This is a genomic window from Mesorhizobium sp. ANAO-SY3R2 (assembly GCF_042466635.1).
Lineage (GTDB): Bacteria > Pseudomonadota > Alphaproteobacteria > Rhizobiales > Rhizobiaceae > Aminobacter.
Map to the genome: position 1 here is coordinate 1,969,063 of NZ_CP159955.1, position 23,608 is coordinate 1,992,670.

The following is a 23,608-nucleotide window of genomic DNA, read 5'->3' on the forward strand; positions in this document are numbered from 1 at the left end:
ATTTTGGTTCGCTTTGTGCCGCCGAAAAGCCATATCGTTGCTATTCTTGGCCCGCGCAATTTCGTTGGAGCGAATCAAGATATGCGCAAACGGAGAATTTTTCTTCTCTCGATGCTCGCCCTTTCTGGAGCAGTTTACCTCAACAACACTTCGTTGCTTTCCAACCGACCGGACGGCAAGCCGGTCGTCCTTGCCCATCGGGGATTGGCGCAGGAGTACGACCGCACCGGACTGACCGGCGATACCTGCACCGCCGAGCGCATGCTTCCGCCTCGGCACGACTATCTCGAGAACACGATTCGCTCGATGGAAGCTGCCTTCGCACTCGGTGCAGACGTGCTTGAACTCGACGTGCATCCCACCACTGACGGCAAGTTCGCGGTCTTCCACGACTGGACGGTGGGTTGCCGCACCGAAGGCAGCGGCGAAACCCGCGGCCATTCGATGGCGGACCTCAAGAAGCTGGACGTCGGTTATGGCTACACCGCCGATGGCGGCAAGACGTTCCCATTTCGCGGTCAGGGCGTCGGGCTGATGCCGTCGCTCGACGAGGTGATGGATCGCTTCCCCAATCGCCGCTTCCACATCAACGTCAAAAGTAACGACACCAAGGAGGGCGAGCCACTGGCGGCCTTCCTTTCAGCCCTGCCCCCAGAACGCCGCGCCGCCCTCACGGTCATTGGCGGCGACAGGCCGTTGCAGGCTATCAAGGCCGCCCTGCCCGACATGCGTACCCTCAGCAAGAAATCCCTGACCCGCTGCCTGTTGCGCTACGAAGCGCTCGGCTGGAGTGGATATGTGCCCGAAGACTGTCGGGGCACAACGCTGGGCGTGCCAATCAACATTGCGCCTTGGTTGTGGGGCTGGCCGAACCGATTCCTCGACCGGATGGAAAGTGTCGGCACAAATGTCTACCTGTTCGGACCCTATCATGGCGGTGGTTTTTCGAACGGGATCGACGACCCCGCGACAATCGACGCGCTTCCTGCTGGCTATTCGGGTGGCATTTCCACCGACGCGCTGGATCTGGTGATGCCGGCAATCGAACGCAGAGCCAACTGACCAGTTCCAGGTCTTGCGTAAAAGACAGGGCGGCCGGATCCCTCCAGCCGCCCTCCCGATCTGCCAATTCTCAAAGCGTGATGCGGTATTTCGCAAAGCCCTCGGCACCGTCGCCCGCCGCTTCGATCTTCACCGCCTTGACTTCGGCAATGTGATCCTTGGCCTTGGGGCCGGTTTCGAAGATCACCGAGGCGCCTTCGACCGGTGCAAATGACCAGTTGGCATCCGCCGACGGATTGATGGTGCCCTGATCGATGATGTAGCGCACGATCACGTCGCGGTTGGTGTCTGGGGCTTCAAAGACCAGCTTCGAGGCATTGATCTCGGGGAAGTTGCCGCCGCCGCCGGCCCGGTAGTTGTTCGTGGCGACGACGAATTTCGCTGCTGGATCAATCGGTTTGTCGTCGAACATCAAGTCCACGATGCGATTTGAACCCGCATTCAGCACCGCGCCCTTGGGATCGTATTTCGGTGGCTGCGACAAGTCGATCTTGTAGGTCACGCCGTCGATGACATCGAAATTGTAGGACGGGAAATCCGGATTGATCAGCACCTGGTCGGCCTTGCCCGGCTCGACCTGATTGAAGATGCCGGCAGACATCTCCAGCCATTCCTTGACCTGCGCGCCAGTGATGGCGACCGCCTGGACGGTGTTTGGATAGAGATAGAGGTCGGCAACGTTCTTGATCGCCACGTCGCCGGCTGGCACATCGGTATAATAATCGGGCCCGCCGCGGCCGCCTGATTTGAAGGGAGCGGCAGCCGAAAGCACCGGCAGATCCTTGTGCTCGGTGTCCTTCAGCATGTCCTTGATGTACCAGATCTGCGCCTGGCTGACGATCTGGACCGACGGATCATCGGCAACGAGCGCGAAGTAGGAATAAAGCGGCGCCGAGGTCTTGCCGACCGGCGTGCGTACATATGCCAGCGTCGCCTCGTGCTCTTCCTTGGCCGCCGCTTCCACCTCGGCCTTGCTCTCGACTGTTGGCACCACCTTCTTGTCGACGCGCTTGGAGATCGGCCGGGCCTCGCTGGTCGAACTTACGACCTTCCAGGCATTGCCGTCGCGCTCGAGCAGCAGGTCGATCAGCCCGAGATGCGAGCCCCAGAAGCCACCCATCACGCCCGGCTTGCCGTTGATCGTGCCCTTGGCGTTGTCGACGCCCGCGACACCGTCGAATTTCGGCCCGGGGAAGTCGAGATGGCTGTGGCCGGTGACGATGGCGTCGATGCCGTCAACGCCGGCAAGCAGGATGGAGGCGTTTTCCAGATACTCGCCGGGCTGCGGCGTGCCCATGCCGGAGTGCGACAGCGCCACGATGATCTCGGCACCCTCTTCTTTCATCTGTGGCACCCAGGCCTGCGCCGTCTTGACGATGTCGCGGGTCATTGCCTTGCCGTTCAGATGCCGGGAATCCCAGGTCATGACCTGCGGCGGCACGAAGCCGATGAGGCCGATGCGGATCGGATGTTCGGCACCCGAGCCATCCTTCACCTTCTTGTCGAGGATGACGTAGGGTTTCAGGAACAGCTCGTCCTTGGTGGCATCGGCGGCGAGTTGGCCCTTGGTCAGGTTTGCGCAAACGAACGGGAAATTCGCCCCGTTGAGCACCTTGAACATATAGTCGAGGCCGTAGTTGAATTCGTGGTTGCCGAGCGTAGAGCAGTCATAGCCCAGCGTGTTCATCGCCTTGATGACCGGATGAACATCGCCGTCCTTCATGCCGCGCTGATAGGCCATGTAATCGCCCATCGGGTTGCCCTGGAGAAAATCGCCATTGTCGAGCAGGATCGAGTTCGTCGCCTCGGCACGGATCGCATCGATGATCGAGGCCGTGCGCGCCACGCCCATCGTGTCGTTCGGCTTGTCGGCGTAGTAGTCGTAAGGAAAGACGTGGACGTGCAGGTCGGTCGTTTCCATGATGCGCAGATGGGCCTGATTGGCCTGAGCGCGAGCCGAATACGGATGCAGCATGACCAGCGCACTGGCGGCAGCAGAGCCTGCAAGGAAAGAACGGCGAGTTATCGGGTGAAGCATGCTGGACATTTCCATTCTCCGCGAAAAGAACTGACAGTATTTATCCGGCGTCCCAAAGATCAAATCTTGCGCCAAATTGCGTGCGAGTCCAGCCCGAGTCGCGTGACAACCGCGCGACAAGCTGTGGGGAATGCATTGGTCCAGAAAATTTGCGACCAATTCTGGCGCGCTGGTGTCGCCGATGGACAAAGCTCGCCGCCCGTTGCAGCCTAGGTTTATCGCGGTCTGAAGACATGACGAGGTGCGACATGGGCGATCTCGACGATGAGGGGCCGGCGCAATACGCCTCCCCTCCCTGCTTCATGCATGAACTCGACCCGGAATTTCGCGCGATGCCCGCGCCGGAATGGCCCGAGGTCCGACGCTGGCGCAAGGCCGAACGCGCAAGGCTCATCGAAGGGCGGCTGGAGATTTCGGCCGATGCCCGCGCGGCAATGGCGGGATTGATCGCTGCGGGCCTCGACCAGATCATAGGCGATATGCACGGCAAAATGGTCAGCCTCTACTGGCCGTTCCGCGGCGAGCCGGACCTCAGGTCATGGTTGGCTTCAGTGAATGCCCGTGGCGGCAAGACCGCGCTGCCGATCGCAATCGAATTGGGCCGCCCGCTGATCTTCCGGGCCTATGCGCCTGGTGACAAGCTCGAACGCGGCGTCTGGAACATCCCCATCCCGGCCGCAGGGCCCGAGGTAATCCCCGACATCGTCATTGCACCATTGGTCGGATTCGAAGCCCAAGGTTACCGGCTTGGCTATGGCGGCGGCTTCTTCGACCGCACCCTGGCAGCATTGCCGCGCAGGGCCCTGGTCATTGGCGTGGGCTATGAGGTTGCGCGCATTCCGACGATCTATCCGCAGCCGCACGACATCCCGATGGACAGGATCGTGACCGAGGCCGGTGTTATCAACTGATATCGGAATGCTTGCCGCTCAAGCCAATTCCGGCCGCATGCCCATGGCGGTACGGTCGACAATCTCGCGCAGGGCGAAGGACGAGTTGATCTTGGTCACATGCGGCATCGCCGACAGCCATTCCTTGTGAATGCGCTCATAGTCCGGCAGGTCGCGCGCAGCGATGCGCAGGATATAGTCGTATTCGCCCGACATCAGATGGCATGACAGGATGTTGGGGCAGCGCTTCACCGCGACCTCGAAGTCCGACAGCGTCCTTTCGAACTGTCCCGACAGCGAAATGTGCACGATGACAGTCATCTGGTGACCGAGCGCAACATTGGAAAGGCGAGCGTGATATCCGGCGATGACGCCCGATTTCTCGAGACTGTCGAGCCGGCGGGAACAGGCGGATTGCGACAGGCCGACCTTTTCGGCCAGTGCTGCATTGGGCATGCGCCCATCCTTCTGCAGCGCATCGAGTATGGCGATATCGATCCTGTCCATCGGCATTCTTCGAATTTCCTTCGACAATGCACCCCAAGCTTGCAAAAATAGTTGAACAGGCCCCCTCTGCACAACCCATTTCGCAAACATATTCGAATCGTTTCGTGATTGACTTCGTGCTCAGGGAACGATGGCCAGAATGGCCACGGAGGAGCAGAACATGCGCGTAGGATGCCCGAAGGAAATCAAGAACAATGAATATCGCGTCGGCCTGACACCGGGCTCCGTCCGCGAATATGTCGCCCATGGCCACGAGGTCCTGGTGGAGACCGGCGCGGGCGCGGGCATAGGCGCCGACGACAACACCTACCGCGCCGCCGGCGCCCATATCGCGAGGACCGCCGAAGAGGTCTTTGCCCGCTCCGACATGATCGTCAAGGTCAAGGAACCGCAGCCGCACGAATGGTTGCAGTTGCATGAAGGCCAGATCCTCTACACCTACCTCCATCTCGCGCCCGATCCCGAGCAGACCAAGGGCCTGCTGGCATCCGGCGTCACTGCTGTGGCCTATGAGACGGTGACCGACGAGCGCGGTGGCCTGCCGCTGCTGGCGCCGATGTCCGAGGTCGCCGGCCGCCTTTCGATCCAGGCCGGCGCCACAGCACTGCAGAAGGCCAATGGCGGCCGCGGCGTTCTACTCGGCGGCGTGCCGGGTGTGTTGCCCGGCAAGGTCGCGGTCATCGGAGGTGGCGTGGTCGGCCTGCACGCGGCCCGCATGGCCGTTGGCCTCGGTGCCGACGTCAGCATCATCGACCGCTCGATCCCGCGCCTGCGCCAGCTCGACGACCTCTTCGGCGGTCGCGTGCATACGCGCTATTCGACGGTCGAGGCGCTGGAGGAAGAGTGTTTTTCGGCCGATCTCGTCATCGGTGCGGTGCTCATTCCAGGCGCCGCCGCACCCAAGCTGGTCAGCCGCGAAATGCTGACCGGCATGAAGAAGGGATCCGTGCTGGTCGACGTCGCCATCGACCAGGGCGGCTGCTTCGAGACCTCGCATGCGACCACTCACGCCGATCCGACCTACGAGGTCGACGGCATCATCCACTATTGCGTCGCCAATATGCCGGGTGCGGTGCCGGTGACATCAGCGCATGCGCTCAACAACGCCACGCTGCACTACGGGCTCGCCCTGGCCGACCGCGGCCTCAAGGCGCTGGCCGACGAGCCGCACCTGCGCAACGGGCTCAATGTCCATCGCGGGCGGATCACCAACCGCGCGGTGGCCGAATCGCTCGGCTACGAGATGACCGAAGCCAAGGCTGCGCTGGCGGCTTGAACCTGTTCTGCCACCAGTCCGTACAATCCGCCGCGTCGCCGCGGCGGGCATTTTTCGTGCAGAAGCAGAATTTCTGCACTCATTCTAACATCTTTCGAACAGTGTAGTGCCGCCAGCGAAGTAGATTGAATAACCAACACTGTGGCAGATTAACCACATCAAATAACCGGGAGTCATGCCACAAGTGCTGCGTATTGAACGCAGGGTACTGAATATGAATTTTCCCAAGATTTTCGCAGCCGTCTTGCTTGCCACGACTTCGACCTTTGCCATGGCAAATGCCTCTCAAGCGGCCGATGCGGTGACGGCAGAAGCGCCAGTCGCGTCTGGCTTCAACTGGAGCGGCCTCTATGTCGGCTTCGGCGGCGGCGTTGGGGCCGTGGAGCGTAAAACGGAGATCACCGACGGAGTTGATAGCGCAGGCTTGCCGGACTTTGGCGGCGACGGCGTCTTTGCTGAGGTGACGGCCGGCTACGACCATATGGTGTCGGAACGGGTACTGCTCGGCGGCTTCATAGACGCACATGTCGGCAACATTGCTTTTTCCTTTGGCGACTTGTCCCTCAAAAACAAATACGGCTTTGATGTTGCGGCGCGTGCTGGCTATCTGCTGACCCCCAACACGCTGGGCTACGTCCTTGGCGGGTACACTTGGCAGCGTATCGAACTCGATGTGCCAGGTGCCATACTGATGAAGAAGGATCGTGACGGCTACGTGCTTGGCGTCGGCCTGGAAACCGCCATTAGCGGGAATTGGACCCTCAAGTCCGAATATCGCTATGCCAATTACGGCAACAACGTCGCTATCGAAGATTTGGGCGGTGGTGGTGCGGGGCCAGCCCTCAAGTTCGAGCCGTCGACGCATACGTTCCATGTTGGCGCCAACTACCGCTTCGGCGCCCAGAACGGGGGCGGCGCCTCTTTCGCCGCGCCTGCCTATAGCTGGACAGGCTTTTACGTCGGCGGCGCACTCGGCGCGGTTGCAAAGATCGACGAAATCGATGGCGGCGCGTTGGATGGCATCGGCGGCCAAGGTGCATATGGGGAACTGAGTGTCGGCTACGACCGGGAATTCAACGGCATCTGGGTTGCGGGCCTGCAGGTCGACGGGCGTTACTCCGGCTTGACCACTCAAATGATGGCAATGGGCGGTGACTCTGTGGATGGAAAGACCGACTATGGCTTCGATGTCGTGGCACGCGTCGGCGCCAAACTGAACGAATCGACGCTTGCCTATGTGCTTGGCGGCTATAGCTGGCAGCATTTCACGGCCGAAGGCCTCGACGCCATGAGCTTCCCAGTAGACAAGATTGACTGGAGCTCCAGCGGTTTTTCGATCGGTGGCGGTCTCGAAACTGCTGTCACCAACAATGTGGCCGTCAATCTCGAATACCGCTACTCGCGCTACCAGAGCGAAGCACTGTTCGACGGTTCCTGGGAGACGACGCCGTCCTTCCACAGCGTTCGCGCCGGCGCCAAGTACAAGTTCAACTGAGCGATACCCGCCTTTTGAAGAAAAAAGCCCGCCGCAGCGATGCGGCGGGCTTTTTCATTTGGCGAGCGATTCTCGCCCTCAGGCTCCTAGCGGCTCGTCGCGTTCGATGCGGCACTGATAGCAATTGTTCCTGGCCGAGCGCATGTGGACGTAGGCGACGTCAGGACGCTGCAGCAGTTCGCAGGCCTTTGCGACAATTTCGGGCGTGGGCGTCACGGCACCCGTGCCGTAGACGATACGGTCGTCCGTGCTGTAGCCGCGCAGGATGTAGTCGCGCGTGCGAGCAAACAGTTCCGGCAGTTCTGCCGTTTCCGCCGCACGCGCGCATTCCTCGGCGTGGAGAAAGATCGGCCCGGACTCGGCATAGGGCTGCAGTTCCGGAAACGGACGGTAGGCGAGGACGAGATAGGGCTCGCCTGCATCCACATTGCGCAGGCAATGACGGCAAGGCACGCCATCCCCGTCAGAGATCTTGCGTTCCGGCGTCATGCCATAGGCATCCGGCGCGCCGTTCTGGAGCGCCCTCACCGCGTCGGTGGGAAGTGCCTGGAAGCGAATGGTCATTGCGGCAATCCTTGTTGATCGATTGCCGCAAGCTATGGTGCGATCCGGGCCGCGCCCACCCGATTTGCTACACCGACAGCGTCTCATCCATCAGCGCGTCGAGAACCCTCACCAGCCCGGTGAATTCACGCACACGCCGGATAGCCAGCAGCGTCCCCGCGACATAGGGCACGGCGGAGGTGCCAGCGTCGTGCCGGATCGTCAGCCGCTCCTCCGGAAGACCAAACACGGCCTCGCAAGACAACTGGTAGGACGGCAGGCGCAGCGAATGCACCTGCACCGCGGTGCCCTCGCCCAGCATCGCGCCGCGCGCTTCCGGGTGGCCATAGACTTCGGAGGTCGGCAAGGCGCTCGGCGCACCGCGGATTTCGGAAAGCGTCTCGGCCAGTTCCAACGCGGTGCCGGAAGGCGCGTCGGGTTTCCTTGCGCTGGCATAGTCGATGATTTCAACGTCAGGCACATATTGCGCCGCCATGAGGGCGAACTTCTTCATCAGCGTTGCCGTGATCGAATAGTTGCCCGCGGCCACTACGCCGACGCCATTGGCCCGTGCCGCGGCATTGATCTCGCGGTAGTCCGCCACGCCCAGGCCTGACGTGCCGATCACGACATGGCGGCCTTGCGAGATCGCCAGCATGACATGATCTCTTACCGCCACCGGCTTGGTGTAGTCGACGACGACATCCGACGGCGCAGCTTTGAGCGCCTCTGCCAGCGTGGCGCTGATGCTCAGACCGATCGGCTGACCGCCGGTGGCTGCGCCGGCATCCTGGCCCGCGGCCCTGCGCGCCACGGCACCTGCAAGCTGCATGTCGCCCTGAGCCAATATGCTGGGAATGAGTGCCTTGCCGACCCAGCCGGAGGCACCGGCCATCACTACCCGTATCGTCATCGTCTGCCCCTCCATCTTGGTATACTGTATACCACGGCAAACAATACGAATAAAGCCCGGCTCTTGCAAGCCGGGCCGTTTTTGGATTCGCGGAGCGATGATAAACGCTTCTGCCGAGGCAGTGCGCAGTCAGGGCCGCATCACGCTCGCCGAACGTTCGGCGAAGGTCATTGTCCTGACATTCTCGGTCGTCTGCGCAACGGGCGAAAAGCCCATCTTTTGGTAGAGCGAGAGCGCTGCCGGATGGTCGAGCGTACAGGTTTGTACGGTCACCTTGTGCGGCTTGTAGGACCATGCCGCCGAAATCGCTGCGCCGAGGAACCAGCGGCCGATGCCCTGCCCGGTTGCGTGTTCCATCATGCCGAAATAGGCGAGCTCCACCTCGTCGGGCAAATTAGTCTTGAGGTCGAAGAATCCCGCCGGCGCGCCGTCCAGATAGAGAACCCGAATGTCGCGGTCTTCGCGATGAAGCCCGGCAGCCAGTTCCTCGTCGTCCAGCCGCAGGATGTTGACCCAGTGCCATTTGCGGCCGACTCGATCAGCGAGATAGCGGTAGAAATGCAGCGGTATTTCGCGCGTCTTGAGAAGCGCGATCTGGCGATTCATCGGCAATGGCGGCGCATAGGCCGGCGGAGTATGCATCTCCAGGAAGGTCACCGTGACCGGTATGATCTCGCTGCGCTCGACGGCCATGTTCATGCGCTTCCAGTCACCACTGGCGTATCCTGCAGACTGCCCCATTCGGCCCAGGAGCCATCGTAGAGACGGTTGTCGCCATGTCCCAACGATTGCAGCGCAAGTGTAATGACCGCTGCGGTAACGCCTGAGCCGCAGGTCGTGACGATCGGCCTGGACAGGTCGAGCCCGGCCGCCTCGAGCGTGGTACGAAGGCGGTCGAGCGGCAGAAGTTCGCCATTCTCAGACAGCGTCGAAGACGGCACGTTCCTGGCGCCCGGCATATGACCAGACCGCAGCCCGGCCCGTGGCTCAGGATCGACGCCCTGGAAACGGCCGGCCGAACGAGCATCGGCGATCTGGGCGCTACTGTTTTCGACGATCTTGCGCATCTCTGGGAGGGAAACGACCTTCGAGGCGTCGAAGTCGGCGTAAAAGATGCCCGCAGCCGTCTTTGTCGGTTCCGATGTCACCGGCCGGCCCGCCGCCTTCCAGCGATCGAAGCCGCCATCCAGAATATAGACCTGATAGACCCCCATGATCCGGAACATCCACCAGACGCGCGGCGCGGCCTGAAAGCCTGGGCCGTCATAGATGACGATGGTGTCGTCAGCGGAAATCCCCATCGAGCCGGCGTAACGCGCAAACATCGACTGCGACGGCAAGGCATGCGGCAGGCTGGCATCCGGATCAACGGCCATGTCTTGATCGAAAAACACCGCGCCGGGAATGTGCGCCGCCTGGTACTCGGCACGCGCGTCGCGCTTTTGTGCCGGCAGATACCAGGACGCGTCGACGACCGACAGTCCAGGCGTGCCCAGCTTCTGCTCCAGCCAGTCGGCGTCGATGACGAAAGCGCTTTTCTCGTTCATGGCAGCCTCTCGGGTTCAGTTGGCGGGCATTGTGCCGAAACGGATGCGGAATCGGCGATTCTCGCGTCCCTTCTTCTCGATCTTGCCTATATGTATCTCGCCGATCTCGCCGGTAGTGGCAACATGCGTGCCGCCGCAAGGCTGGCTGTCGATCGAGGCATTGTCGCCGATGCACACCAGCCTGATCTTTCCCTTCCCCGAAGGCGGGCGCACATTCTTGGACTTCACCAGCGTCGGGTTGGCGGCCAGTTCGTCGTCGGAGATCCAGCGCGTGTAGATCGGGTGGTCGGAACGCACGAGCTCCATCAACCGCGCGGTGACGTCCTCCTTGGAGAAGCCGGCGTCCGGAATGTCGAAATCGACGCGCGAATCCTCTTCGTTCACCGACGCACCAGTGATCGGATAGGGACAAATAACGGTCAGCAGATGGCACGCGGCATGCATGCGCATCAAAAGATGTCGGCGCGGCCAATCGATAGAGAGCTTCAAACGCTCGCCGATCTGGGGCACGGCCTGCTCGAGAGCCGGCACGTGAATGATCTCGTCCTTGCTCTCCCCGGTGATGGTGGCAGCCACGGAAATGGAGTCGCCGTCGTCTCGCATGAGCGAGCCGCTATCGCCGGGCTGGCCGCCCGACGTGGCATAAAAGATGGTCCGATCGAGGATGATGCCGCCGCGATCATTGATGCCGATCACATTGGCCTCGGTCTCGCGCAGATAGGCATCCTCGCGAAACACTGCCTCGGTTGAAAAAGCCATTATGCCACCTGTTCGAAGGGAACCTCAATGTCCGGCTGGCGCTCCATCCAGTCCGGTACAGGAAGGCTCTTACCACGCAGGAACTCGGGGTTGAACAGCTTGGACTGGTAGCGGGTTCCGAAATCGGCCAGGACGGTGACGATGGTGTGGCCCGGCCCGAGTTCGCGTGCAAGGCGCATCGCACCGGCAATATTGATGCCGGACGAACCGCCGACGCAGATGCCCTCCTCCTGGATCAGATCGAAGACGATCGGCAGCGCCTCCTCATCGGGAATCTGGTAGGAGAAATCGGGCGTGAAGCCTTCGAGATTGGCGGTGATGCGGCCCTGCCCGATGCCTTCGGTGATGGAACTGCCCTCGGCCTTGAGTTCACCCGTCGTATAGTAGCTGTAGAGCGCCGCCCCAAGCGGATCGGCAAGCGCAATCTTGACGTCCTTACTCTTGGCCTTGAGGCCCATCGCCACGCCGGCCAGCGTTCCGCCGGTTCCGACGGCTGAGACGAAGCCGTCGACCTTGCCGCCGGTCTGCTGCCAGATTTCCTCGGCGGTGGTGCGGATATGGCCCTCGCGGTTGGCGACGTTGTCGAACTGGTTGGCCCAGATCGCGCCGTTCGGATCGGTTGCGGCCAACTGCGCGGCCAACCGGCCGGACACCTTCACGTAGTTGTTGGGGTTCTTGTAAGGGACGGCCGGAACCTCGATCAGTTCGGCGCCGAGCAGGCGCAGCGCGTCCTTCTTTTCCTGGCTCTGCGTGTCGGGGATGACGATGACCGTGCGATAGCCGAGCGCCTTGGCGACGACGGTCAGGCCGATCCCGGTGTTGCCGGCCGTGCCCTCGACGATGACGCCGCCAGGCCTAAGCAGCCCGCGCTTTTCGGCATCGCGAATAATGAACAGGCCGGCGCGGTCCTTGACCGATTGGCCAGGGTTCATGAATTCGGCCTTTCCGAAAATTTCGCAGCCGGTTTCCTCTGACGCCCGCTTGAGCCGAATGAGAGGGGTGTTGCCGATGGCATCGATCACCGAGCGCATGAAAATTCCTTCCTGGTTCGCCGTCGAACCCTAGAAATCTGAGAACGCGGTTTCAAGGTATGAATTTCTCTGAACCAGCCGCATCGTGGCGTCAATGCGCGCGATTCCGGTGGCTTGTGAAATGCCATTCGCCGTCCGGCCGCACATCGCAGAACGGACTTTCCATTCCCGCAAGCCGTCGCTAGATCGATAGCGGAACGCGTAGACAAGGGGAACCGAGTGAGCACCTACCGGGCCGATCCGAAGCAAGGCGTGGCATGGATTACCGGCGGCAGCACCGGCATCGGTCGGTCGGTGGCACGGCTGCTCGCCAGGCAGGGCTACACCGTTGCAGTCACGGTCCGGCCCAACGACCCCATCGACACACTGATTGCCGAAACTGAGGGCATGGCCGGCCGCGTTCTTTCCTTTCCCTCCGACGTCACCGACGAAGCGGGCATGGCCAATGCCGTCGCTGCCATCGAGGCACAGGCAGGGCCGATCGTGCTCGCCATCTTCAACGCCGGCGCCTACCTGCCGGTGAGAGGCGACAATCTGATCATCGCGCCCTTTCGTCAGAGTTTCGATGTCAACGTTTTCGGCGTGTTGAACGGGCTATTGCCAGTCATCGAGCGCATGCGCAATCGCGGACGTGGCCATGTGGTCTTCATGGGTTCTATCAGCGCCTATTTCGGCTGGCCGACAACGGCCGCCTACGGTGCGACCAAGGCTGCAATCAACATCATCGCGCAATCGCTGAAATTCGATTTCGACAAGATGAATATCCGCGTCCAGGTCATGAACCCCGGCTTCATCGACACGCCGCTGACGGAAAAAGCTCAGTTCTCGATGCCAGCCATGATGCCGGTAGAAAAAGCGGCCGAACGCATCTGCAAGGCGATACGTAGCGGTGGTTTCGAGGTCACGTTCCCCCGGCGACTGACATGGGGCATGAAGCTGCTTGCCCTGCTGCCTCGTCCATTGCGCGAGACCGCACTCCGCGCCTCCACCCGCTGGAAGGCCGAGCCGCTCGTCTATCCTCGCCGCTCGACCTTCGACTGACCACATTCCCTTGCAGTGAGTTGGCTTGCCCATACGAAAAAGGGCGGTCGAAGCATCGCCCCAACCGCCCTATTCAGCTCTCGATATCGCAGAAATTACGCTGCGCGCGTGCCCGGCTTGCGACCACCGAAGCCACGACGCTTGCCGCGGAACGGCTTGTCGCCCTGCGGCTTGGCGCCCTTGGGCGCGCCGGCATTCGCACGTTCACCGCCACCGTGGCCGCCCTTGGGCCTGCCGCCGTTATTACCGCGCGGCCTCTGTCCCTGCGGACGACGCTCCTCGCGGTCACCGCGATCGTTGGCCGGCTCGAAGCGCGGCTCGCCAGCAGGACGCTGCGGATCGGGTTGGCCGAGATGATCGGCATCGATCGTCAGCTTCATGCGGATGATGCGCTCGACAGCCTTGAGCTTGGCATTCTCCGAAGGATCGACCAGCGTGATCGCGACGCCATCGGCGCCGTTGCGGCCGGTGCGCCCGATGCGGTGGACGTAGCTTTCGGCCTCGTCAGGAAGGTCGAAATTCACGACATGGCTGATACCGGGAACGTCGATGCCCCGAGCGGCGATATCAGTGGCGACCAGGATACGGACGGAACCGTCGCGGAAGCCGTTAAGTGCTTTCTGGCGGGCATTCTGCGACTTGTTGCCGTGGATCACGGCAGCCTCGAATCCGTCGCGCTCGAGATCGCGGGTGACCCGATCGGCGCCATGCTTGGTGCGCGCGAACACGATCACCGAGCTCATGGCCTCGTCGGCCAGCATGTCGGAGAGGATCTTGCGCTTCTGCTTGGTGCGGGCAAGCACGACGCTCTGGCGGATTTCGGCTGCCGTGGTGCCCTGCGGAGCAACCTCGACCCGCACGGGATCCCTGAGCAGGCCCTTGGCCAATTCGGCGATCTCGGCCGGCATGGTCGCAGAGAAAAGTGCGGTCTGGCGGAACTTCGCAGTCGCCTTGGCGATGCGCTTGACGTCGTTGATGAAGCCCATGTCAAGCATGCGGTCGGCCTCGTCGAGAACCAGCCACTGAGTGTCGGCGAGCACGATGTCGCCTTCGCGAACCAGATCCGTCAGACGCCCCGGGGTGGCAATCAGTACGTCGACGCCAGGTCCGATCTTCTTGACCTGCGAGAAGCGCGATACGCCACCGAGAACCAGCGCGGTCGAGATGTGCGCGCCCTTGGCCAGGATCTTGATGGTGTCTTCGATCTGCACCGCAAGCTCACGCGTCGGCGCAAGGATCAGCGCACGCGCAGTCTTCGGCCGGCGCTTGGTGCCGAGAGCAATGATCTTGGAAAGGATCGGCAGGGCAAAGGCTGCCGTCTTGCCCGACCCGGTCTGGGCGATGCCGAGGATGTCGCGGCCTTCCAGCTGCGCCGGGATGGATTCGACCTGGATCGGTTTGGGCTCCGTGTAGCCAGCCGAATGGGTAGCCTTGAGCAGAGCGCCGGTAATGCCGAGTTTGGCGAAGCCGGTCGGCTCCGCAGCGATTTCATTCGTCAATATCTTCATCTTTCGTGCAACGGCTTACCGTCGCAAACAACAATGGCGGCAGGGCGCAACCTGCCGGCCTATGAATTCCATGAAACGACAAGGCGGCGGACACTGTCCACTCGGCTGCGCTGTCGTGCCCGCCGGCCTCATGCCACGGGTCTATTCCGCCGACTACCGATGTCGGAAAGGGCGAAAACAGACGCAACCAGTCTCGCTTTGGAGAAAGCCGATCAAACGGCCCAAGCGCCTATACCGCCGCATATGGACGATTTGCGCGCAAATAGCAACCCGATCATGCTGCAATGCAGCATCGAGGATCAAATTGGGCCCTCGCCAGCCGGCATCAGGCCGTGGCCACGACCTCGTTGTAAGTATCCAGATCGACGTAGAAAATCCTGGTGATCGCGATGATCAGCTCATCACCCCAATAACCATGCGATTTCAGGATGCTGACCGCGGTGAGTATGTCGACCGGCTCGGTCAGGCGCCTTTTCATGCTTTCCTCGACAAACTGTTCCATCGGGCCGTCCCTCTGTCCGATTGCCTAACGCAGGGGAACACAGACCAGAACACCGGATGAAGCTATGAAACGTCGCTTGCGCGGAACTTGCCGGCTAGATCACTTCAATGACCGATCAGGATTACGCGGCAAAAACGACCGACTCACAGGGCCACCGAGATGCTAGCACGCGCGCATCAACACGCTACGTCGCCGTCCGCTCACCAACATTGGGCGTCGCGATCGCTACCTCGAGCGCAAGCCTGCTCATGTCGGTGAACAGTTCCTGACGCTCGGCAGTATCCGTCTCCTCGCCCGTAACCACGCTATCGACGACGGTGCAGACCGACAGCGCCCTGGCTCCGAAGCAGGCCGCCAGGGTATAGAGCGCGCTGGTCTCCATATCGACGGCCAACGCACCATGGGCCCTCACCCCGGAGAAGCGGCCGAGCGGGTCTGGATGGTAAAACACATCATTCGATGCCGTCTGGCCGATGTGATGGTCGAGCCCAAGTTCAGCGGCACGCATTGCAGCTCGCTGCAGCAATTCGAAACTGGCACTTGGCGCGTGGTTGTATGCGCCCAATAGATGACGATTGACCTGACTGTCGCTGCTCGCCGATTGCGAAATCACCAGGCTCCGCAGCTTGACGTGCTCGGCCAGCGCGCCGCAAGTGCCGACACGGATCAGCGTCCTTGCGCCAAAGGTTTCGATCAATTCATGGACGTAGATGGCGAGAGACGGCGCCCCGATGCCGGTCGTCTGCACGCTCACCGGCACACCTCGATATTGCCCCGTGTAACCGAGCGCACCGCGCACCCGGTTCACGCACCTCACCCCATCCAGAAACGTAGTTGCGATCCACTCCGCGCGTTCAGGGTCGCCCGGCAAAAGCACTGCCTCGGCATAATCGCCCCGCTTTGCCTCATTGTGTGGTGTCGTCTGCATCTTCCCACCCTGACGATGCTCCGTACCGCATCATGACACCACAATCGTCGCCGGAAAAGCGGTTCAAATGGTTGGGCAGACCAGCAAACATGCTTTCCGTGCAGACCTAGCTTTCAAGAACCTCTTTGACGACGGTGGCCAGTTGCTTGAGCGAGAACGGCTTGGGTAGGAAGCCGAACTGAGCATCCGCAGGCAGATTCTTGGCGAACGCGTCCTCGGCATAACCCGAAACGAAGATGAACTTGATGTCGGGCTGCCGCTTGCGCAACTCGCCCAGCAACGTCGGCCCGTCCATTTCCGGCATAACCACGTCGGAAACCACGATATCGACCTTACCGCCGAGTTCCTCGAACACTTCAAGCGCCTCGACACCCGAGGATGCCTCGTGGACGGTATAGCCGCGCGATGTCAGCGCCCTCACCCCGCCCATGCGGACGGCATCCTCGTCTTCCACCAGCAGCACGGTCGCCGAACCTGAAAGGTCCCTGGCAACGGCCTGGGCCGGTTCCTGCGGCTTGGCAACGGCTGTCGCCGCCACCTCGGCGTTCACGGCAACCTCGACCACGGGCTGCGGCTTGGCAACATGCCGCGGCAGGAAGATACGGAACACCGTGCCCTTGCCGACTTCGGAATCGCAATAGATGAAGCCGCCGGTCTGCTTGATGATGCCGTAGACCATCGACAGGCCAAGTCCGGTGCCCTTGCCGACCTCTTTTGTGGTGAAGAACGGTTCGAAGATCTTCTTGAGCACTTCGGGCGGAATGCCTGTGCCCGAATCCGCGACCTCAACCAACACATAATCCGCTGCGACCAACTCGCGATAACCAAATGCCTTGCAGTCCTCTGCCGGCACGTTCTTGGTCCGCACCAAGAGGTCGCCGCCTTGGGGCATGGCGTCACGCGCATTGACCGCGAGATTGACCACCACCTGCTCGAACTGGCCGATATCGGCACGGATCGGCCAGAGGTCGCGGCCATGATCGATCTTGAGCTTGATGCTGTTGCCGACCAGCCGCGCCAGAAGCGTGCGCAGATCCGCAAGCACGTCAGTAAGGTTGAGAACCTCCGGACGCAGCGTCTGCTTGCGCGAGAACGCCAGGAGCTGCCGGACCAGCGAGGCGGCGCGGTTGGCATTCTGCTTGATGTTCATGATGTCGGGGAAAGACGGATCGGACGGCCGGTGGTTGGTCAACAGGAGGTCCGACGCCATGATGATGGCCGTCAGCACGTTGTTGAAGTCGTGGGCGATGCCGCCGGCAAGCTGGCCGACCGCCTGCATCTTCTGGCTCTGGGCCATCTGGCTTTCGAGCGCCTTCTGCTCGGTCGTCTCGACCGCGTAGACGATCGCCGCTTCCTCGGCGCCCTCGACATCCGCCCCCTCGGCCACCGCGTTGACGTAGAAGCGCATGTGACGGTCCTCGTTGTCGGGCAGGACGGTGTCGATCGGCGCGATATCTGCCTGGCGCTGGTGCGCTCTTTCGAGCGCTGCGGCGAACGCTGCGCGGTCGCGTTCGTGGATGACGGTGTCGAGCCGGACGCGGCGGTCGACCGCGTCACGGTCAACTACGGTTGAGAACAGCGACAAGAACGGAGCGTTGGTACGCACGATGCGGCCGTTCTGGTCGACCCCGGCGATCGCCATCGGCGTCGAATTGAAGAAGCGCGTGAAGCGCACCTCCGAGGCCCGGAGCTGGGCCGAGGAATCCTCGCCCTGGGTGCGATTGAGCACAATGGTGCGCGTCGGACCGTTGACGCCTTCGCGGCTTGCCGACACGCGGTGCATGAAGCGCACCGGCAGCGCCTCGCCGTTCACCGTTGCCAGGTCGAGATCGATGACGGCATTTCGCGTCGTGCCCGGATCGGCCTTGACCGAGCGCACAAGCGCCATGCCGTCGCCGGCAACGATTTCGTCGAGGGTAACGGCGCCGGGCGTAAAGCTCGCCAGGTCGATGCCCAGCCAATCGGCCAGGGTTGCGTTGACATAGGTGATGCGGCCGTCCTGGTCGGCGGAAAAGAAGCCGGCCGGCGCATGGTCGAGATGGTCGATGGCCTGCTGCAGATCGAGGAAGAAGCGTTCCTGCTCGGCTCGTTCAGGCGAAATGTCGGCGAGTTGCCAGGCATTCAGCGGCTGACGCTGGTCGGGCACGGAGAAGGCACGCGCCTGCACGCGATACCAGCGCGCGCCGGGGGCTGCCCCCGGACGCACCGATTGCGCGAGGCGAAACTCGCCATCGCGCGCCTCGCCATCACGCAAGCCGGAAGCCAGCTGCGAGATGGTCGCCGATGCCTCAGGCACATCGGAGAGCAGGTTCTCGACCGTCTTCAGGTCGGAAGCGGCGGCAGCACCGGTCATATCGGCATAGGCACGATTGGCATAGACGACGCGACCTTTCGCATCGGTCACCACAAGACCTTGCGCCATGGAGTCCACAAAGGCCTTGGACAGACCGTCGGCGGGCGAACGCGGCGCGATCTGCACGAAACCGATAGCGGTCGCAAATAGGTAGCCGACCCCGATCATTGCCAACACACCAAGCATGCCGAGCAGAAATGGATCGCCTAGGCGTTCCCGGAAAAGTCCGAAAACGACTGCGGCAACTGTCAGCACGACAATAAAGATGATCAGCCGGGTGATGGCATCGGGGCGCGCGGCCTGATCCACGATCGGAACCGGATAAAAGTCGTTGCGCGTTTCCTTGGCCATGCCCCTGCGAGTCTCTCCGGCTCCGTTATTCGGAACCGGTTGAATCACATTCTCCCTGCCGGGAAAAGGCCCACCCACGAATCGGCGCAAGTTCGGCGCAAGATCGCGCACTTAGTGAAATCTCCACCTGCGATGCGCGAAAGGCAACTTGCCGTTTGCTGCGAGGGGGAGTTAGTGTCGACGCGGACGTGCAGACGGGGAAGCAAATGTTCGAATGGCTGGATAAAGTAGCAGGCCCCGGTTACACGGCCGCGATCTTGTGGACCTTTGCGGCGCTGGTGCTGCTCGTCATTGTGCTGGTCATCGTCAAGCTGATCCGCAGCCTTACCTTCGGCACCTTCGTTGCGGGCGGAAGAAACAGGAAGACGCGCCTTGCAGTCATGGATGCCACGGCCGTCGACAGCCAGCGACGCCTTGTGCTTGTTCGCCGCGACGACATCGAACACCTTCTGCTTATCGGCGGACCGACCGACGTGGTGGTCGAGCGTGATATCCGCATGAGCCAGCCGCGCCGCCCGGCGCTGACCGCCACGGAAGGCGGACACGAGGTCCCTCAGGCGCCTCGACCACAGGCGAAGACGCCGCCGTCAGCCCCCACCCCGCGCCCCGCTGCCCACGCGCCAGCACGCCCCTCGCAGCCACAGCAACCTGCGCCCGCCCAAGGCCAGAACCACGTGAAGATGCCTGCCGCCACGGCGCCAACGCTCGCGCCCAACGCAGCCCCCCAAAACCCGGCCACGCCGACCGCAGCGGCGCCAACCTACGCCACGCCGCAGCGGCCGGTACAGGCTCTCGTAGCTCCCATGCCCTCGTCGCGGGTCGAGCCGATCGACGACACGCTCATCAATGAGCTGCAGGTTTCGCTCGACGACAAGCCGCAACCCAAACCGACCAAGCTGGCCGACCATTCGCTCGACGACGAAATGGCAAAGCTGCTCGGCGAACTCTCGAGCCAGAAGAAATAGAAACGCGCGGCAGGCGAATAAAAAAGGCGGCCGGAGCCGCCTTTTTCATCGATATGTGACGCGCGATCAGTCGTCGCGATAGACTTTCTCGCGTCGCTCGTGCCGCTCCTGAGCCTCGATGGACAGCGTGGCGATCGGACGTGCGTCCAGTCGCTTCAGCGAGATCGGCTCGCCTGTTTCCTCGCAATAGCCGTAGGTACCCTCGTCGATCCTCTGCAGCGCCGAGTCGATCTTGGAGATCAACTTGCGTTGACGGTCCCGGGCCCGGAGTTCGATGGCACGATCCGTCTCGGACGATGCGCGGTCGGCAAGGTCCGGATGATTGGCGTTTTCCTGCTGGAGTATTTCGAGGGTTTCACGAGCTTCGCGGAGGATATCGTTCTTCCACGCGATCAACTTAGCTCTGAAGTAAGACTTCTGCCGCTCATTCATGAACGGCTCCTCTTCGGAGGGCACATAACCAAGTGCAACGGCATCGTTCATTAGACTCACCCGACAACCCCGTTTTGGCGCCTATATATTCGCCGGGCAACCCTCACACAAGCCTATTCATCGAAAAGTTCGCACCTGAATCAACCGGCGATAATCAACGTAGCAAAGCTGCAACTCTCCGCCCGGAGAGCGCGCGAGCGCATCGTCCGGTTGCAAGGCGGCTGGCGCTTGTTTACATCCTGAGTTGACACTACGCGCAGGCTCGTCGGGAGCTTGAGCTTCCGGGGGCAACATTTGAGCAGGCTGTATCTTCTCAGGCACGCCAAAGCGGGCTGGGCTCTTCCAGGCATCAGGGATTTCGACCGCCCCCTCGACGCCACGGGTATCGCCGATGCCGAGGCGACCGGCGCAACCATGCGCAGCCACGGCTACGTCCCGGAGCTTACGCTCTGCTCCAATGCCCGGCGCGCGCGGGAAACGCTTGAGGGTATTGCCGGCCGCACCGACACAGGGCGGGTAGTCTTCACCGACGACCTCTACAGCGCCGATGCGACCGGTTACCTCGAAAAGATAGTTGAGAACGGCAGGCATAGCTCCATTCTCGTCATCGGCCACAATCCGATGATGGAGGACCTTGCCACGGCCATTTCTGGCGCCGGCGAGGAAAATGCGCTGCATACGCTGCATGCAGGGTTCCCAACGTCGGGCCTTGCCGTCATCCGCTTCGAGGGTGATCTGTCTCGTGCCGAGTTGGGCAGCGGCTATCTCGAAGCCTTCCTCACGCCGGACGATCTTTGAATTCGCTCGCCATTTCAAAACCCTTTGACGGCACCTATATCGAGCCGGATTGCATGGGGTATCAAGATTGGCGTCTCTGACCACCTTTACCGACGAGGCGCGGATCGCCCTAGACACGCTCTCCGGCCGCGCCACGGGGCTTTTCTCGCCATCCTTGCGGCTTGGCGTCACCGGCCTGTCGCGCGCCGGCAAGACGGTGTTCATCACTTCCTTCGTACATAACCTGATCCATGGCGGCAGGTTGCCCCTGTTCGAAGCGCAAAAGTCCGGGCGCATTTCGCGCGCCTTGCTTGAGCAGCAGCCCGACGATGCGGTGCCGCGCTTCCAATATGAGGATCACGTCGCGGCTCTCGTTGACCAGCGCATCTGGCCGGACTCGACGCGCGCCATCTCGGAACTGCGCCTGACCATAGAATTTGAATCCGCTTCTGGCTGGAACCGCATGTTTTCAGCCGGAAAATTGTCGGTCGACATCGTCGACTATCCGGGCGAATGGCTGCTCGACCTGCCATTGCTCGGCAAGACCTATGACGACTTCTCGCGCGAGGCGTTCGAACTTGCCCGCTTGCCAGTGCGTGCCGATCTGTCGGAAACGTGGCGCGGCCTTTCCGCGACAGTTTCGCCCGATGCGGACGCCGACGAAATGACTGCGCGACGGCTAGCCGAGAGTTTTTCCAGTTACCTCAGGGCCTGCAAGGACGACGAGCGTGCGTTGTCCACGCTCCCGCCAGGCCGTTTCCTGATGCCCGGAGACCTCGAGGGCTCGCCTGCGCTGACGTTTGCGCCGCTGCCCGAATTGGGCGAAGGGCGCGCCCGGCCGGGATCGCTGCGCGCGATGATGGAACGGCGCTACGAGGCCTACAAGACCCATGTGGTCAAGCCGTTCTTCCGCGAGCATATCGCCAGGCTCGACCGGCAGATCGTGCTGATCGACGCCATGCAGGCGCTCAACGCCGGTCCGGGCGCCCTCGCCGACCTCGAACGAGCGGTCACCGAAATCCTCGGCTGCTTCCGCCCAGGCCGAGGCAACGTTCTCACCGACCTTTTTTCACGGCGCATCGACCGCATCCTGGTTGCCGCGACCAAGGCGGACCATCTCCACCACGAGAGCCACGACCGGCTGCAATCGATCGTCCGCCGGCTGACCGACCGTGCCGTTGCTCGCGCCAATCTGTCCGGCGCCGATGTCGACGTTCTCGCGCTTGCCGCGGTGCGCGCCACCCGCGAGGGAACCGTCAAGCAGGGCCGTGATACCTTGCCTGTCATCATCGGAACGCCGATCGAGGGCGAGACCATCGGCAACGAGCGCTTCGACGGCAACACCGAAACCGCCATATTTCCCGGTGACTTACCGGAAAAGGCAGATGTCGTGTTTCAGGATTTCGGCACCAATCACCGCCAGGATGCCAACGACCCGGCGATCCGTTTCGTGCGCTTCCGTCCCCCGCGTCTCGAGCGGACGGCGGAGGGGATGACGCTGTCCTTGCCGCATATCCGCCTCGACCGTGCCCTGCAGTTCCTGATCGGAGACCATTTGGCATGAGCGCTCCCCGAAAGCCCGCTGCTTTCCCGATCAATACGGAACAGCCGTCCCAGCCGTCCGCGCGGGATCAGGAGGCCGAACGTCCGGTGCGCAAGCCCCGTGCACTGGCCGCCGAATCGGCGATCGTCACGCCCGCCGAACTGGACATTTTCGACGAGGCGGACCTTGCCGCGGCTGTACCACCGCCGGCGACTGCGACCAGGCGCAAGTCCTGGATGGGCACTTTGTTTTTCACCGCAGCCGGCACACTCGTCTCGCTCGGCATCGGCCTCTGGACGGACCGGCTGATCCGCGACCTGTTCAGCCGCGCCGACTGGCTCGGCTGGCTGGCGGTCGGAGCTGCGGTAATGGCTACGCTAACGCTCCTCGTCATCGTCGTGCGCGAGGTCTTCGCCCTCTATCGCCTCGCCTCGGTCGAGCGCCTGCGCGAGCGTGCAGCCGATGCCATCGAACGCAACGATCCACGCGCGGCGCGCGCCGTCGCCGACGAATTGTCGAATTTCGTGGCCGCCCGGCCCGAAACCGCCGCCGGCCGCCGGATGCTGGAAGAGCAGCGCGACGAGGTTATCGACGGTGCCGACCTCGTGCGGCTCGCCGAAACGGAAATTCTGGCGCCGCTCGACGCCCAGGCAAAGATCCTCATCCTCGATGCGGCCAAGCGCGTTTCGCTGGTGACGGCAGTCAGTCCGCGCGCGCTGGTCGATATCGCCTATGTCGTATTCGAAGGTGGCAGGCTGATCCGCCGGCTTGCCGAGCTCTATGGTGGACGGCCGGGCACGCTCGGCTTTTTCCGCCTCGCCCGCAGCGCGCTCGCGCATCTGGCGGTGACCGGCTCGATTGCCGTCGGCGACAGTTTTGTCCAGCAGATCGTCGGCCATGGGCTGGCGGCAAAACTCTCGGCCAAGCTTGGCGAGGGCGTGGTCAACGGCATGATGACAGCACGTATAGGCATCGCTGCCATGGAGACCGCGCGGCCCCTGCCCTTCACCGCCCTGAAGCGTCCCGGCATGGGCGATTTTTTGGCGGCATTGACCACATTCGCCAGCAAGGACAAGGCGCCAAACGCCTCAAAATAGACAAAGCATTAACCATTTTTCGCCATGGTCCTGGCAGTTAATCTTCCCAG

The 23,608-nt window shown here is 62.1% G+C and carries 22 protein-coding genes; 9 read left to right on the forward strand and 13 right to left on the reverse strand.

The genetic code is table 11. The features are described from left to right. Positions 1 to 81: 81 nt before the first annotated feature. Entirely contained in the window at positions 82 to 1,062 is a 981-nt protein-coding gene (locus tag ABSY17_RS14330; RefSeq protein ID WP_378952685.1) for a glycerophosphodiester phosphodiesterase family protein, read from the forward strand. A 70-nt stretch (positions 1,063 to 1,132) separates the two neighbouring features. On the opposite strand, the gene ABSY17_RS14335 is transcribed toward ABSY17_RS14330, so the two are convergent. Continuing rightward, entirely contained in the window at positions 1,133 to 3,109 is a 1,977-nt protein-coding gene (locus ABSY17_RS14335) for a bifunctional 2',3'-cyclic-nucleotide 2'-phosphodiesterase/3'-nucleotidase (RefSeq protein WP_378951847.1), read from the reverse strand. A gap of 239 nt (positions 3,110 to 3,348) precedes the next feature. Between ABSY17_RS14335 and ABSY17_RS14340 the strand changes: the two genes are divergently transcribed. Beyond that, positions 3,349 to 4,011: a 5-formyltetrahydrofolate cyclo-ligase gene (locus ABSY17_RS14340; protein WP_378951850.1), complete on the forward strand. Its 663-nt coding sequence runs from the start codon at positions 3,349 to 3,351 to the stop codon at positions 4,009 to 4,011. Between the two features lie 18 nt (positions 4,012 to 4,029). Here the strand turns inward: ABSY17_RS14340 and ABSY17_RS14345 are convergent, their stop codons facing one another. Next, the gene (locus ABSY17_RS14345; protein ID WP_378951852.1) at positions 4,030 to 4,503 is read right to left on the reverse strand and encodes an Lrp/AsnC family transcriptional regulator; all 474 of its coding nucleotides are present in this window, start codon (positions 4,501 to 4,503) and stop codon (positions 4,030 to 4,032) included. A gap of 154 nt (positions 4,504 to 4,657) precedes the next feature. On the opposite strand from ABSY17_RS14345, the gene ald reads away from it, so the two are divergent. Together ald and ABSY17_RS14355 are read left to right on the forward strand one after the other, a co-directional pair. Continuing rightward, complete coding sequence (gene ald, locus ABSY17_RS14350; RefSeq protein WP_378951854.1) at positions 4,658 to 5,773, forward strand: alanine dehydrogenase; 1,116 nt, start codon at positions 4,658 to 4,660, stop codon at positions 5,771 to 5,773. A gap of 184 nt (positions 5,774 to 5,957) precedes the next feature. Continuing rightward, the gene (locus ABSY17_RS14355; RefSeq protein ID WP_378951856.1) at positions 5,958 to 7,268 is read left to right on the forward strand and encodes an outer membrane protein; all 1,311 of its coding nucleotides are present in this window, start codon (positions 5,958 to 5,960) and stop codon (positions 7,266 to 7,268) included. A 78-nt stretch (positions 7,269 to 7,346) separates the two neighbouring features. Here the strand turns inward: ABSY17_RS14355 and ABSY17_RS14360 are convergent, their stop codons facing one another. From ABSY17_RS14360 to ABSY17_RS14385, 6 genes are all read right to left on the reverse strand, one after another. Next, positions 7,347 to 7,832, reverse strand: a complete 486-nt coding sequence (locus ABSY17_RS14360; protein ID WP_378951858.1) for a DUF1203 domain-containing protein — start codon at positions 7,830 to 7,832, stop codon at positions 7,347 to 7,349. Positions 7,833 to 7,899: 67 nt separating this feature from the next. After that, positions 7,900 to 8,724, reverse strand: coding sequence for a 4-hydroxy-tetrahydrodipicolinate reductase (gene dapB, locus ABSY17_RS14365; protein WP_378951860.1), 825 nt, complete (start codon positions 8,722 to 8,724; stop codon positions 7,900 to 7,902). A 129-nt stretch (positions 8,725 to 8,853) separates the two neighbouring features. Continuing rightward, a complete protein-coding gene (locus tag ABSY17_RS14370) occupies positions 8,854 to 9,417 on the reverse strand; it encodes a GNAT family N-acetyltransferase (RefSeq protein ID WP_378952688.1) in 564 nt (187 codons plus the stop codon). A gap of 2 nt (positions 9,418 to 9,419) precedes the next feature. Then, positions 9,420 to 10,271: a 3-mercaptopyruvate sulfurtransferase gene (gene sseA / locus ABSY17_RS14375; protein WP_378951863.1), complete on the reverse strand. Its 852-nt coding sequence runs from the start codon at positions 10,269 to 10,271 to the stop codon at positions 9,420 to 9,422. Between the two features lie 15 nt (positions 10,272 to 10,286). Beyond that, positions 10,287 to 11,030, reverse strand: coding sequence for an alanyl-tRNA editing protein (locus tag ABSY17_RS14380; protein ID WP_378951866.1), 744 nt, complete (start codon positions 11,028 to 11,030; stop codon positions 10,287 to 10,289). Further along, on the reverse strand, positions 11,030 to 12,061 hold the full coding sequence (locus ABSY17_RS14385; protein ID WP_378951869.1) for a cysteine synthase A: 1,032 nt from the start codon (positions 12,059 to 12,061) through the stop codon (positions 11,030 to 11,032). The genes ABSY17_RS14380 and ABSY17_RS14385 overlap by 1 nt, the downstream gene beginning before the upstream one ends. Before the next feature lie 219 nt (positions 12,062 to 12,280). On the opposite strand from ABSY17_RS14385, the gene ABSY17_RS14390 reads away from it, so the two are divergent. Beyond that, the gene (locus tag ABSY17_RS14390) at positions 12,281 to 13,102 is read left to right on the forward strand and encodes an SDR family NAD(P)-dependent oxidoreductase (protein WP_378951872.1); all 822 of its coding nucleotides are present in this window, start codon (positions 12,281 to 12,283) and stop codon (positions 13,100 to 13,102) included. 95 nt (positions 13,103 to 13,197) lie between these two features. Here the strand turns inward: ABSY17_RS14390 and ABSY17_RS14395 are convergent, their stop codons facing one another. The 4 genes from ABSY17_RS14395 to cckA form a co-directional block, all read right to left on the reverse strand. Continuing rightward, positions 13,198 to 14,601, reverse strand: coding sequence for a DEAD/DEAH box helicase (locus ABSY17_RS14395; protein WP_378951875.1), 1,404 nt, complete (start codon positions 14,599 to 14,601; stop codon positions 13,198 to 13,200). Between the two features lie 334 nt (positions 14,602 to 14,935). Next, positions 14,936 to 15,112 carry a hypothetical protein gene (locus tag ABSY17_RS14400; protein ID WP_378951878.1) on the reverse strand — a complete coding sequence of 59 codons (177 nt, stop codon included), beginning with the start codon at positions 15,110 to 15,112 and terminating at the stop codon, positions 14,936 to 14,938. Positions 15,113 to 15,296: 184 nt separating this feature from the next. After that, positions 15,297 to 16,040 (reverse strand): purine-nucleoside phosphorylase, encoded by a 744-nt coding sequence (deoD, locus tag ABSY17_RS14405; RefSeq protein WP_378951881.1) that lies wholly within the window; start codon positions 16,038 to 16,040, stop codon positions 15,297 to 15,299. Between the two features lie 106 nt (positions 16,041 to 16,146). Beyond that, the gene (cckA, locus tag ABSY17_RS14410) at positions 16,147 to 18,744 is read right to left on the reverse strand and encodes a cell cycle histidine kinase CckA (RefSeq protein ID WP_378951884.1); all 2,598 of its coding nucleotides are present in this window, start codon (positions 18,742 to 18,744) and stop codon (positions 16,147 to 16,149) included. Between the two features lie 206 nt (positions 18,745 to 18,950). On the opposite strand from cckA, the gene ABSY17_RS14415 reads away from it, so the two are divergent. Continuing rightward, positions 18,951 to 19,709 (forward strand): hypothetical protein, encoded by a 759-nt coding sequence (locus ABSY17_RS14415; RefSeq protein WP_378951887.1) that lies wholly within the window; start codon positions 18,951 to 18,953, stop codon positions 19,707 to 19,709. Positions 19,710 to 19,775: 66 nt separating this feature from the next. Here the strand turns inward: ABSY17_RS14415 and dksA are convergent, their stop codons facing one another. Next, positions 19,776 to 20,192, reverse strand: a complete 417-nt coding sequence (dksA, locus tag ABSY17_RS14420; RefSeq protein WP_378951890.1) for an RNA polymerase-binding protein DksA — start codon at positions 20,190 to 20,192, stop codon at positions 19,776 to 19,778. A 243-nt stretch (positions 20,193 to 20,435) separates the two neighbouring features. Between dksA and ABSY17_RS14425 the strand changes: the two genes are divergently transcribed. From ABSY17_RS14425 to ABSY17_RS14435, 3 genes are all read left to right on the forward strand, one after another. Then, complete coding sequence (locus ABSY17_RS14425; RefSeq protein ID WP_378951893.1) at positions 20,436 to 20,939, forward strand: SixA phosphatase family protein; 504 nt, start codon at positions 20,436 to 20,438, stop codon at positions 20,937 to 20,939. Positions 20,940 to 21,006: 67 nt separating this feature from the next. Next, positions 21,007 to 22,482, forward strand: a complete 1,476-nt coding sequence (locus ABSY17_RS14430; RefSeq protein WP_378951896.1) for a YcjX family protein — start codon at positions 21,007 to 21,009, stop codon at positions 22,480 to 22,482. Then, the gene (locus tag ABSY17_RS14435) at positions 22,479 to 23,558 is read left to right on the forward strand and encodes a YcjF family protein (protein WP_378951899.1); all 1,080 of its coding nucleotides are present in this window, start codon (positions 22,479 to 22,481) and stop codon (positions 23,556 to 23,558) included. The genes ABSY17_RS14430 and ABSY17_RS14435 overlap by 4 nt, the downstream gene beginning before the upstream one ends. The last annotated feature ends 50 nt before the right edge of the window (positions 23,559 to 23,608 follow it).

Bases quoted from the DNA above. Each gene is read 5' to 3' on its own strand.
- ABSY17_RS14400 (WP_378951878.1), bottom strand. From the start codon at position 15,112: ATGGAACAGTTTGTCGAGGAAAGCATGAAAAGGCGCCTGACCGAGCCG.
- ABSY17_RS14340 (WP_378951850.1), top strand. From the start codon at position 3,349: ATGGGCGATCTCGACGATGAGGGGCCGGCGCAATACGCCTCCCCTCCC.
- ABSY17_RS14415 (WP_378951887.1), top strand. From the start codon at position 18,951: ATGTTCGAATGGCTGGATAAAGTAGCAGGCCCCGGTTACACGGCCGCG.
- ABSY17_RS14335 (WP_378951847.1), bottom strand. From the start codon at position 3,109: ATGTCCAGCATGCTTCACCCGATAACTCGCCGTTCTTTCCTTGCAGGC.
- ABSY17_RS14370 (WP_378952688.1), bottom strand. From the start codon at position 9,417: ATGGCCGTCGAGCGCAGCGAGATCATACCGGTCACGGTGACCTTCCTG.
- ABSY17_RS14360 (WP_378951858.1), bottom strand. From the start codon at position 7,832: ATGACCATTCGCTTCCAGGCACTTCCCACCGACGCGGTGAGGGCGCTC.
- dapB (WP_378951860.1), bottom strand. From the start codon at position 8,724: ATGACGATACGGGTAGTGATGGCCGGTGCCTCCGGCTGGGTCGGCAAG.
- ald (WP_378951854.1), top strand. From the start codon at position 4,658: ATGCGCGTAGGATGCCCGAAGGAAATCAAGAACAATGAATATCGCGTC.
- ABSY17_RS14435 (WP_378951899.1), top strand. From the start codon at position 22,479: ATGAGCGCTCCCCGAAAGCCCGCTGCTTTCCCGATCAATACGGAACAG.
- ABSY17_RS14385 (WP_378951869.1), bottom strand. From the start codon at position 12,061: ATGCGCTCGGTGATCGATGCCATCGGCAACACCCCTCTCATTCGGCTC.
- sseA (WP_378951863.1), bottom strand. From the start codon at position 10,271: ATGAACGAGAAAAGCGCTTTCGTCATCGACGCCGACTGGCTGGAGCAG.
- ABSY17_RS14380 (WP_378951866.1), bottom strand. From the start codon at position 11,030: ATGGCTTTTTCAACCGAGGCAGTGTTTCGCGAGGATGCCTATCTGCGC.
- dksA (WP_378951890.1), bottom strand. From the start codon at position 20,192: ATGAACGATGCCGTTGCACTTGGTTATGTGCCCTCCGAAGAGGAGCCG.
- ABSY17_RS14345 (WP_378951852.1), bottom strand. From the start codon at position 4,503: ATGCCGATGGACAGGATCGATATCGCCATACTCGATGCGCTGCAGAAG.
- deoD (WP_378951881.1), bottom strand. From the start codon at position 16,040: ATGCAGACGACACCACACAATGAGGCAAAGCGGGGCGATTATGCCGAG.
- ABSY17_RS14330 (WP_378952685.1), top strand. From the start codon at position 82: ATGCGCAAACGGAGAATTTTTCTTCTCTCGATGCTCGCCCTTTCTGGA.
- cckA (WP_378951884.1), bottom strand. From the start codon at position 18,744: ATGGCCAAGGAAACGCGCAACGACTTTTATCCGGTTCCGATCGTGGAT.